This window comes from Streptomyces sp. 3-6, from assembly GCF_056323165.1.
Genome location: NZ_JBWHZP010000038.1, coordinates 1 through 9,526, shown reverse-complemented (window position 1 = coordinate 9,526; position 9,526 = coordinate 1). Strand labels below are relative to the sequence as shown.

Sequence of the window (9,526 nt, the reverse complement as noted above, 5' to 3'; positions counted from 1 at the left end):
CTCCCGGCCCGGTGACACCACCCCCCGGGTCATGGTCGACAGGGGGCAAAAGTCATGCCGGGCCAGAAGGCCGGGAGCCTCATGATCGAGGCCGTCTAGAAGGTAACGGGGAAGATCTCACCGAGCAGGACCCAGAAGACCGGGCCCAGGCCGATCCCGAACGCCACGATGTACAGCATCATGGCGATGAGCATGACCAACGGGCTGAGATCCGCGACGAACGCGATCCCCAGCAGGGCGATGGAGACCGCCATGCCGGCGAGGGAACCGATCAGCAGGGGCCGGCGCCCGATCCGGTCGACGAGGCTGAGCGAGACCACGGTGATGATGACGTTCACGATGCCGATGAACACCGAGTAGTAGATCGCGTTCGAGGCGGACAGGCCTGCCTGGCCCATGATGGTCGGCGCGTAGTACAGGATCGTGTTGATGCCGGAGAACTGCTGCAGCGCGGCGAGGATGACGCCCACCAGCAGCGCGGGCCGGACGGCGGGGACCCACAGGGCCCGCATGCCCCCGGCCCCGGTTCCGTCCGCGCCGCCACTGCCGCCGCCGGTGTCGGTGTCATCGTAGCGGGAGACGACGAGGTCCGCGCCGCCCTCCTCGGTGACCCGGTCGAGCGTCCGGCGGGCCCGGTCCGTCCTGCCGTTGTTGATCTGCCACACCGGGGACTCGGGCAGCCACAGGCACACCAGCACCAGCAGCGCGGAAGGGATGCCGCCGACCCAGAACATCGCGCGCCATTGCTCGGAATCGGCGAACGCCCAGTTCACGAGGTAGGAGGCGAGCAGACCCAGCGTGATGAGCAACAGGTTCAGACTGAGCACCCGGCCCCGGATCTGGGCCGGAGCCATCTCGCCGAGATAGGTCGGCACCGTCGCCGACACCCCGCCGACCGCGAGACCCATGATGATGCGGCCAAGCATCAGCATCCAGTACCCATTGGCCACCGCGGCGACGATGATCCCGAGGAGGAACAGCACGCCCAGACCGGCAAGGAGCGGACGCCGCCCGTAGCGGTCCGAGATCTTTCCGCTGCCCAGCGCGCCCGCGACCGCACCGAGCAGGAGGACGCTGACCACCGAGCTCTGCTCGAAGGAGGTCAGCTCGAACTCGTCGCGGATGAACAGCAGCGCGCCGGAGATGATCCCGGGTGTCGAAACCGAACAGGAAGCTGCCGATGGTGATGGCCATCGCCCAGCGGCGGACGATCCCGAGCCCCTTCGGCGTGAGCCGGACGAACCGGCTCTGCGCCGAGGGGCGTGTGTCCAGTGGTTCGCTCATGACGGCAGTTCCTCCCAACTCGCGGGTCCGGCACTGCCGGCCGGATAGTCGTCGAGGGGGACACGCCCGTCGCGCCAGGCGTCCAGCACCGGTTCCACGATGCGCCACGACTCCACCGACATGTCGTCGCGCACCGACAGCGGTTTCTCGTCCTCCAGCACGCCCCGGAGCACCTCCCCGTACTCCAGCAGCTCGCCCGGCCCGAACGTGGTGTCGAGGGTGACCGGGGAAATCGTCGACGGGTCGCCGGGTCCGTTGACGTTCAGGTCCAGTTGCAGACGGTGCGGACCGATGCCCAGACGCAGCCGGTTGTCGGGCACGGCACCGACGAGCCCGTCCGGCACGTGCTGCGGGGCCTTGAACCAGAAGGTGACCTCCTGCCGCGGCGAACCGATCGCCTTGCCCGAACGGACCCGGAACGGGACACCCGCCCACTGCCAGGTGTCGACCGCGAACACCACCTCGGCGAGCGTCTCGGTCTCCCGGGCGGGGTCGATGCCCGGCTCGTCGGTGTAGGAGGGCAGCGAGCGCCCGTCGACCGTTCCCGCGGTGTAACGGGCACGCCGGCTGAACCGCTCGGGACGGTCCTCCCAGACGTGCGTGGCGCGCAGCACGTGCGCCTTGGCGTCCCGCACGTCGACCGGGTCCAGTTTGCTCGGCGCGGGCATCGCCACCAGCGACAGCACCTGGAGCAGATGGCTCTGGATCATGTCGCGCAGCGCGCCCGTCGTGTCGTAGAAGCCGGCCCGGCCCTCCAGACCGAGCGTCTCGTCGAACACGATGTCCACCGCCGCGACGTGCTCCGAGGTCAGCAGGGGCTCGATGACCCGGTTGGCGAACCGGACACCCAGGATGTTGAGCACCGTCGCCATTCCCAGGAAGTGGTCGACGCGATGCACATGGTCCTCGGGCACGAAACCGTGCAGCAGTTCGTTCAGCGCGGTGGCGCTGGCCGCGTCGGTGCCGAAGGGCTTCTCGAGCACCAGGCGCGTCCCGGCGGGCACACCGGTCCGGGCCAGCACCCGGCACGCCTCCACGGTGACGGCCGGCGGCAACGCGAAGTACAGGGTCAGACGGCCCCGGCAGGAGGCCATCACCCGGCGCAGATCGTCCTCGTCGGTGGCGTCCGCGACCACGTAGCGCGTGTCCCGGACGACGGCGTCGACGGCCGGCCCCTGCGCCCCGCCCGCCGCGAACGCCCGCGCGACGAGCGTCCGCCACTCCTCGTCACTGCTCTCCCCCCGGTCACTGCCGACCAGACGGAGACCGGTCAGCCCCGACGACGCGACGAGGTTGCCCAGGCCGGGCAGGAGCAGCCGCTGCGTCAGGTCTCCGCCCGCGCCGAGGACGAGCAGTGTCTGGGTCCGCCCGTCGGCCGTGCCCGCCGCGGGGGTGCCGGCGGCGCTCATCCGGCGAACTCCCTCACCGGCACGCCCCGCACCCCGGGCGAGCAGGAGAACAACGCGCCCGCCTCCGGTTCGGCCCCCGGCTCGAGGTGCTCACGCGACGTGGTGATGAACAGCCGGTCGAGGCCGGGCCCGCCGAACGTGCACGCCGTGACCTTGCTGACCGGCAGCTCCACGACCTCGTCCAGGGTGCCGTCGGGTGCGTACCGGCGCACCGAGGAACCGCCGTACAGCGCGACCCACACCCCGCCCTCCGCGTCCACCGTCAACCCGTCCGGGCCGCCGTCGCCGTCCGGCACGGAGGCGAACGGACGCCTCCCGCTCAGGCCCGCCCCGCGGTCGTAGTCGAAGACGTCCACGCGACCCGTCGCGGTGTCCGCGTAGTACGCGCGGTCCCCGTCCGGGCTCCACTCCAGACCGTTGGAGACCGTCACCTCGCCCAGGACCGTCGTCGTCGAGCCGTCCGCGTCCAGGCGGTACAGCGAGCCGGCCCCCTCACGGCCGTCGTAGGCCATCGAACCGCAGTAGAAACGTCCGTCGGGGTCGCAACCCCCCTCGTTCATACGGACGCCTTCGTCGCTCCACAGGGAATCCAAGACCGTCACCGTTCCGTTCGTGTCCTCGAGGGCGAAGCCGCGCTCGACACCGATCACGGCGCCCCCTCCTCGTCGGGGCCGGACCGCGGCCACGACGGTGTCGATGTGCCGCCGCGTCACGCCGTGGTCCGGGGCGAGCGACAACACGTCGCCCGCCAGCATGTCCAGCCACCGCAGTCCGCCCACGCCTCGGACCAGACGGGTCCCTCGGCGTGATACGCCACCGGCTCGGTGACCTGCTCGACCCTCACCCTCACCACGTCCCTTCCACCGCGCGCCGCAGCACGCGCTCGTCCCGGGGCACGGCCTCCGGCCCGGCCGGCCCGGGGCAGTCGCCGGGTGCGCGAGGCGGCCGGCTGGCATAGTGGGCCGGGTGAGCGCGCCGCGAACCCGCACAAAAGTGCTCGCCGCGCGCGCACCGGCCCGCCGAGCGGCATCGCGGTTCGTGGCCGGCTGCCGCCGGGCCGCCCTGGACGTGTGGCTGCTCCTCCAGGCCACCGCCAGCGCCGGGGCGGCATGGCTGGTGGCTCGTTACGCACTCGACCACCCCGCCCCGTACTTCGCACCCATCACCGCGGTCATCGCACTGACCGCGAACCTCGGCGAACGCGGCCTGCACGCGATGCGGCTCCTCCTCGGCGTGTTCCTCGGGCTGCTGATCGGCCAGATCGTGCTCGCCACCCTGGGGACCGGTCCGGGCACCATGACCCTCGCGGTCTTCGTCTCCCTCGCCGCCGCCCGGATGCTGCGGGGCGCACAGATCGTCCACGTCCAGGCCGCGGTGAGCGCCATCCTGGTCGTGGCGCTGGGAGACCAGGCGAACGGTGTCCAGCGCCTGCTCGACGCCCTGACCGGTGCCGGCATCGCCCTGGTGTTCTCGCAGCTCCTCTTCCCGCCCGAACCCCTCACCCTGCTGCGCCGCGCCGAGCGGGCCGCGCTCAAGGCCATCGCCGGCGGCCTGTCCACCCTGGCCACCGCCATCGCCCGGGACGACGACACGCTCGCCCGGCAGGCGGTCGGGGAACTCCGCCTCGTCCTGGACCACCTCCAGGACCTGCGCCGGGCCGGCCGGACCAACACCCGTGTCACCCGGCGCGCCCTGGCGCGCGGAGCCAAGATCGTCGTGCGCGAGAAGGAGAACGCGGAACACCTCGACCTGCTCGGCGCCAGCTGCCTGCTGTTCGCGCGACTGCTCACCTCGGCCGACGCCGACACCCGTGGCCGGCTGGAGCAGCCGGTGCGCGGCCTGGCGGACGTGGTCAGCTCGCTGGCCGACGGACTCGGCGACCGCACGGTGCGCCAGCGCGCCGCGGACCGCTCGCTGGAACTCGCCACGCGGATCACCGCGGAGACCGGTCCGGCCGACTCCGAGCGCACTTTCCTGGCCTACAGCCTGCGTACGGTCGCCACCGACGTCATCACCTTCGCGGGCGTGGACCTCGCCGACGCTCTCGAGGCGATCCGCACGGGCGCCCTGGACCGCCGTGTGCCCCCTGCGGAGATGCCACCCGGCCGACTCCGCCGCTGGGGCGGCCGGGTCATGAACTGGTCGAAACACCTCCGGGACAGGATCGGCCGCTCGTCCACCCGTAGCGGCGGGCCGTGACCACGGCCGCCGGACCGCAAGGGCGGGAAGTGCTCCGGTCCTCCGAGGCATGGTGACTCCGTCCGGGGCGTGCGCGCATCAGGGTGCGTGAAGGGGGAATGGCGCGGGGTGGCTCGCGGACCACAGGCGCACGACGACCACCCGTCCGATCGTCACCCGCGCCGCGGACGCCCGCATCTTCACCGCACCGCCCGGGAGATAAGGGGGAAATGGCGCAAAGGATCACCGCTGGTCGCGGGGTGGGCCGGATACGTCCCGCCGGGTGCAGGGAGCCGGGTCGCGCGTGCCGACCGCCTTCCGCCGGACCTGGCGGTGCGGGTCACCAGTCCTTCGACGTCCCTGTCGCTGCGGGTGACCGGGCCCTCTGATCCAGCCCGTTGCACGAGATCCGGGCGCGCCGCCAGGACGGCTGCCCCGTCGCTCCCGCCCGCCATCCGGGTGAGGAGGGTGGGGGGAGGGGAGCCGCTTGAGGGCCGGGCCGTGCAGAGGCTGCTTGCGTCTTTCGTGGGAAGGCGAGGGCTGCGACAGCTGCGACAGCTGCGAGGGCGAGACCTTTTCGGGAAGGCGCGTCTGCGCGCGAAGGGGCGTCTGCGCGAAGGGGCGTCTGCGGGGAAGGCGCATCCGTGCGGAGGGGACATCTGCCGGATCTCCTGAGCCGCGGACGAGGCAACTTCCCCATGCCGACTGTCAAGCTGTGCGACAAGCACGCGGTCGACGAGACGGTATGCGAGCCGGCCCGGGCGGCCTGCGGCCTTGTCCTGCCGGATGTGAGACTGGGGGCATGCTCATACAGCTCCTCACCGCAGCTGGCGTGCTCGCCGTGTTGACCGTAGTGCCCGGGCCGGACATGGCCGTCGTGACGAAGCGGGCCGTCTCTGCCGGATGGCAGGACGGGCTGCGGACGGTCGGCGGCATAACCGCTGGGCTCCTGGTGTGGGGTGTTCTCACGGTCGTGGGCCTGGCCGCGGTGCTGGCCGCGTCCGCCTCCGCGTACACCGTGGTCAAGTTGGCCGGTGCCGTGTACCTGGTCTTCCTCGGCATCCAGGCACTGATCCATAGTCGAAGCGGCCGGGCACAGACCTCGGACACACTCCCGGCCGCGCCCGTAGGCAGCCCCTGGCGGACCGGCCTGGTCAGCAACATCTTCAACCCCAAGATCGCTGTCTTCTACACCGGCCTGCTGCCGACACTGGCCCCGCCCGAGCTGTCACCGCACGCCGGTATGGCGCTGCTGGTCCTCATCCACGCGGTGCTGACCGCCGTATGGCTTGGCAGCTACGTGCTGCTCCTGGCCAAAGCCCGCGCCTTCTTCCAGAAGCCTTCCGTGCGCTGCGCCATGGACCGGATCACGGGAGTCGTCCTGATCGGGTTCGGCCTCAAGGTCGCCGTGACCCAGCCCTGACTGTCGGCCGGCCGCCCCACCCGTATCGAACCCCGGCCAGGCGATCTTGAAGGAAGTGTGGTCGCGGATCATGGCCCACAGGACGTTGACGCGTCGGCGGGCGAGGGCGATGACGGCTTGCTTGTGCCCCTTGCCTTCCTTCCTCAGACATGGGCATCACCCGCGCGTCCCGTGCGCCGTGCGACTACCCGTAAGCCCATCCTGGGTGCACCCCTGGACGACACGAAGAGGAGGTCTCGCGATGAGCGGACCGGTCAGCACCGTCGACGCGCCTGCCGATCAGGCGGACACCGGCCATCCCGAACCGCCGTGCCTGGAGGTGACCGACAGCCGTGAAGCGACCGTGGGCGCCATCCGGGTACGCCGGGCCCTGCCGCGCCGGGGTCGGCGCACGGTCGGCGCCTGGTGCTTCGCCGACCACATGGGACCGGCCGATGTCACCGAGGACAGCGGACTCGACGTCGGCCCGCACCCGCACATCGGTCTGCAGACGGTCACCTGGCTGACCGACGGGCAGGTACTGCACCGCGACAGCCTCGGCTCCGAACAGGTCATCAAGCCCGGCCAGCTCAACCTGATGACCTCCGGAAACGCCGTCTCCCACGCGGAGGAGGCCACCGGCCACTACCGCGGCACCCTGGAGGGCATCCAACTGTGGACCGCGCTGCCCGAAACCACCCGGCACGGTGCACCGGGGTTCGAGCACCACGCGGAGCTGCCGCGCACCGATCTCGACGGCGGCGCGGGTGCCGCCACGGTACTGATGGGCGACTTCTACGGCCTGAGGAGTCCCGCCCGCCACGACACCCCGCTCGTCGGGGCCGAACTGGACCTGCGGGCCCCGGTCACGGTCCCGCTGCGACCTGACTGGGAGTACGCACTCGTCGTCCTCCAGGGCGCCGTGGCCCTGCGTGGCCAGCCCCTGCACCCGGGGCGCCTCGGCTACCTGGGGGAGGGCCGGGAGGAGCTGCCCCTGGACGTGCGCGAACCCACCCGCCTGATGCTCATCGGCGGGGAGCCCTTCCCCGAACCGATCCTGATGTGGTGGAACTTCGTCGGCCGAGACCGCGAAGAGATCGACGCCGCCCACGCCTCCTGGGCCCGCCGGGACGACCACTTCGGCCGGGTCGACACCTCCCTGCCCTACATCCCGGCCCCCGCCCCCTTCTGGCAGCGGAGGCCGGAGAACCCGTGACGGCGGGCCCACCCCGGCCCGGTCGACGTCCGCGGGCGGCGCAGTCCGGCGGCGCGCCGGGCCGGACGCCCGCACCACGACGCCCTTCCAGGCCCGCGGGCTGTTCGTGCTCCCGCGCACGTGCCCCTGCCCGTGGTCGTGCCGCTACGTCGTCCGACGCGTCACCCTCGGGTTGGAGACGGTCGTCACTCCGAGCCGTTCGGCAGGGCACGCCACGGACGTGCGCGCAGGCTCAGGCCGACGGCTCTTGCTGCGGCCGGTGACCGTGGGCGCGCAGTTGCTCGTTGATGCGCTGGGCCTCCTCGAGCTGGTCCTCGAGGATGACGATGCGGCAGGCGGCCTCGATGGCGGTGCCCTGGTCGACGAGCTCACGGGCGCGTGCGGCGATGCGCAACTGGTATCGCGAGTAGCGGCGGTGGCCGCCCTCGGACCGCAGGGGGGTGATCAGGCGGTGTTCCCCCAGGGCGCGGAGGAATGCGGGGGTGGTGCCGAGCATCTCGGCGGCCCGGCCCATGGTGTAGGCGGGGTAGTCGTCATCGTCGAGTTTGTCGATGGGACGGGATGCAGCAGGGGGCATAGACCTCTTCTTCCGGGACACGCATCGAGGGGCCCGGGCGCCACGCGGCGCCCGGACCCCGAGCTTTCAACACCATCTGCCGGCGCATGACGCCGGTTCTCTGTGTCGCAGGTTCCGCCCGCGGGGGCGGGGCTGCGTGGATCGCGGATGCGTGACCGGGGACCACCTTCCAATCCGGGGCCTGCGGTACCCGGGCGGCCTGGCCGACCCGGGCGATCCTGATGGCGTCTTGGCTCCTTACCTTCGGTTACACGGTGTGTACTACGGGATAACGCGGGTACTGCTCGCGACCTCCGGGTCGCGTCCTGCTCGACTTGTCCGTGCGGCCGTTCCTGTCTGCCGCACCCTTCTCGACCTTCTTGGGTACGAGCACGACGATATCCCCGCGACGCATGAATGTCTACTGCGAACACAACAGATTTTCACGCGTGTCTGCGTGAGCAGCTCTGCGTCACGCGGACCCGGAAGGGTGCGACGCCGACTGGAGCCCCGGTCCTCCGGTCCTCCGGTCCTCCGGTCGTCCAGCCATCCAGTCCTCTCCAGGACGGGTTACCCGGGCCCCCGCGACCCGACCGATCCAGGCAAGAGTGTCCCGGCGAGGACCCCGCAGGCAGAGGGCATCAAGGCAGGGCCGGCCCATCGAGGCAGGGCCGTGCAGGCAGGGCTTGTGCAGGCACGGGTCGGCGCCGCACGGCCGGTGCACATGTCTCCCGTCCCTACGAACCGGGCCCGGGGGAGAACGGCTGACGTCGACCTCCGTCAAGGACGGTGGAACCCCTGCGTGTGTCGGCGGTCCGTCAGGGTGGTGCACGAGAGTCCGCGCGTCGTGCTCGGCATGCGTCCTCAGTCCGGGGACGCCGCGGTGACGTGGCTCAGCACGCACAACCAGCGGCCGTTCCGCTTCACGAACACATCGGTCGTCCACTCGTCGGCCTCGAAGCGTCGGCCCTTGTAGTGGGCCGTGTTCGTCACCCGCGCCGTGAGGACCGCGGTGTCGCCGTACACCCGGATCCTCGGCCGGCTGATGCTCCGCATGGCCGAGTGGGTCAGCTCCCCGGATTCGACGAGCGACAGGAACCGCCTCCTGTCGGAGACACCGGACTCGGAGACGATGACCCACTCGTCGGCCATGAAGCCACCGATGCGCTCGGGATCATTGGACACGATCGCATCCGCCCAGCCCTCGGCCAGCTCAACGAGCCGGGTGCGGACTGAGCCGTCGCCCTCGGATTCCTCACGGGGCACGCCACCGATGTCGCCCATCCTCCCAATCTAATGGCGGATGCCGGCCGCCACCCTTCGCCGGAACCGACCGACGCCCACGAGCCGTGCCTCACAGACCGAACGGTGCCTGACAGTGAGGATGTGACGTGGTGACGCCGCTGGTGGGTCTGACCCCTCGCCTGACTGACGTCTCGACTGTCCTGTTTGGGATTTGTCGGCCCACCGGGCGTCACCAC

Annotated in this window: 8 protein-coding genes; 3 read left to right on the top strand and 5 right to left on the bottom strand. The window is 71.2% G+C overall.

Translation table 11 applies throughout. From position 1 onward, the window contains the following. Positions 1-95: 95 nt before the first annotated feature. From AC02VZ_RS25835 to AC02VZ_RS25825, 3 genes are all read right to left on the bottom strand, one after another. A complete protein-coding gene (locus AC02VZ_RS25835) occupies positions 96-1,106 on the bottom strand; it encodes a sugar porter family MFS transporter (RefSeq protein ID WP_476476538.1) in 1,011 nt (336 codons plus the stop codon). A gap of 174 nt (positions 1,107-1,280) precedes the next feature. Further along, a complete protein-coding gene (locus AC02VZ_RS25830) occupies positions 1,281-2,693 on the bottom strand; it encodes a glucose-6-phosphate dehydrogenase (RefSeq protein WP_476476537.1) in 1,413 nt (470 codons plus the stop codon). Beyond that, positions 2,690-3,472, bottom strand: coding sequence for an SMP-30/gluconolactonase/LRE family protein (locus tag AC02VZ_RS25825; RefSeq protein ID WP_476476536.1), 783 nt, complete (start codon positions 3,470-3,472; stop codon positions 2,690-2,692). The genes AC02VZ_RS25830 and AC02VZ_RS25825 overlap by 4 nt, the downstream gene beginning before the upstream one ends. Before the next feature lie 187 nt (positions 3,473-3,659). On the opposite strand from AC02VZ_RS25825, the gene AC02VZ_RS25820 reads away from it, so the two are divergent. The 3 genes from AC02VZ_RS25820 to AC02VZ_RS25810 all read left to right on the top strand — a co-directional run bounded on the left by AC02VZ_RS25820 (position 3,660) and on the right by AC02VZ_RS25810 (position 7,489). Further along, complete coding sequence (locus AC02VZ_RS25820) at positions 3,660-4,892, top strand: FUSC family protein (protein ID WP_476476535.1); 1,233 nt, start codon at positions 3,660-3,662, stop codon at positions 4,890-4,892. A gap of 781 nt (positions 4,893-5,673) precedes the next feature. Then, entirely contained in the window at positions 5,674-6,294 is a 621-nt protein-coding gene (locus AC02VZ_RS25815) for a LysE family translocator (RefSeq protein ID WP_476476534.1), read from the top strand. A gap of 241 nt (positions 6,295-6,535) precedes the next feature. Beyond that, positions 6,536-7,489: a pirin family protein gene (locus AC02VZ_RS25810; RefSeq protein WP_432055882.1), complete on the top strand. Its 954-nt coding sequence runs from the start codon at positions 6,536-6,538 to the stop codon at positions 7,487-7,489. A gap of 232 nt (positions 7,490-7,721) precedes the next feature. Here AC02VZ_RS25810 and AC02VZ_RS25805 read toward each other — a convergent pair whose 3' ends face one another. Together AC02VZ_RS25805 and AC02VZ_RS25800 are read right to left on the bottom strand one after the other, a co-directional pair. Continuing rightward, positions 7,722-8,066 (bottom strand): MerR family transcriptional regulator, encoded by a 345-nt coding sequence (locus AC02VZ_RS25805; RefSeq protein ID WP_432055881.1) that lies wholly within the window; start codon positions 8,064-8,066, stop codon positions 7,722-7,724. A gap of 843 nt (positions 8,067-8,909) precedes the next feature. Beyond that, complete coding sequence (locus tag AC02VZ_RS25800; protein ID WP_476476533.1) at positions 8,910-9,329, bottom strand: nuclear transport factor 2 family protein; 420 nt, start codon at positions 9,327-9,329, stop codon at positions 8,910-8,912. Between the last annotated feature and the right edge of the window lie 197 nt (positions 9,330-9,526).